2 protein-coding genes are annotated in these 1,000 nt (G+C 54.5%); both read left to right on the forward strand.

What is annotated here, in order from left to right; translation table 11 throughout:
* Window positions 1–773: type I restriction-modification enzyme R subunit C-terminal domain-containing protein (locus G9Q73_RS19015; RefSeq protein ID WP_281397643.1), on the forward strand; the 773-nt coding region annotated here is incomplete at its 5' end.
* Between the two features lie 40 nt (window positions 774–813).
* A partial coding sequence (locus G9Q73_RS19020) for a type II toxin-antitoxin system VapB family antitoxin (protein WP_177421540.1) occupies window positions 814–1,000 on the forward strand: 187 nt, incomplete at its 3' end.

Raw genomic sequence — 1,000 nt, forward strand, 5'->3', positions numbered from 1 at the left:
ACTTCACTATTATCGACTTCAAAAAGGCCACTGAGCTGTTTGCCGACCCAGATTTCGATGGCGAGCCAGTGCAGATCTACACCCCCGGTCCGGGTGAAGACCCCGTGCCCCCAGAAGACTTTGATGAAGAACACCTGGGGCACAGCCTCGATGGCGATGAGGTTAACGAAGTTCCAGGTGATTGGGATGATGCCGAAGAAGATGGGGATGGCAAGCGGATTAAATACGTCATCAACGACGTACCTGTGCATGTGATTGCCGAGCGTGTGCAGTACCTCGATGCCAACGGCAAGCTCATCACCGAATCGCTCAAGGATTACACTCGCAACAGCGTCACCAAGACCTACAGTTCGCTCGATCAGTTTCTCAAGAGCTGGACTGCCGCAGGCAAGAAGAAACTCATCCTCGAAGAGCTGGAGAACCAGGGCGTACTCTGGGAGGCACTGTATGAAGAGGTGGGCAGGGAGCTCGACCCCTTCGACCTGATCTGCCACGTGGCCGACGGCCAACCACCCCTCACCCGCAAGGAGCGGGCCGAGAAGGTGCGTAAGCGCAACTACTTCGCCAAATATGAAGATAATGCCCGGCTGGTGCTGGATGCGTTGCTGGAAAAGTACGCCGATCAGGGTATCGAAAATCTTGAAGAGAACAGCATCCTCAAGGTGCCACCGCTCAATGAGTTCGGCACCCCCATGGAAATTGTCAGATTTTTTGGCGGTAAACTCGGGTATGAGGCCGCCATACAGGAACTGGAGATGGCGCTGTACACATGATTTAATATAATGTGTGTATGCATCGCATGGGAGACTGATCATGAGAGCCGATTCCGAAACCACCCGCACCAACATTGTCCTCAATACTCATCTGGTCGATACCGGCCTCAAACTCACCGGCCTCAAGACCCGCCGTGAGCTGGTTGACTTCGCACTGCGTGAGTTGGTGCGTCATGAGCAGCAGAAGAAGCTGCTGGCGCTCAAGGGCAAGATAGACTGGGAGGGTG

This window comes from endosymbiont of Lamellibrachia barhami, from assembly GCF_011947365.2.
Lineage (GTDB): Bacteria > Pseudomonadota > Gammaproteobacteria > Chromatiales > Chromatiaceae > QGON01.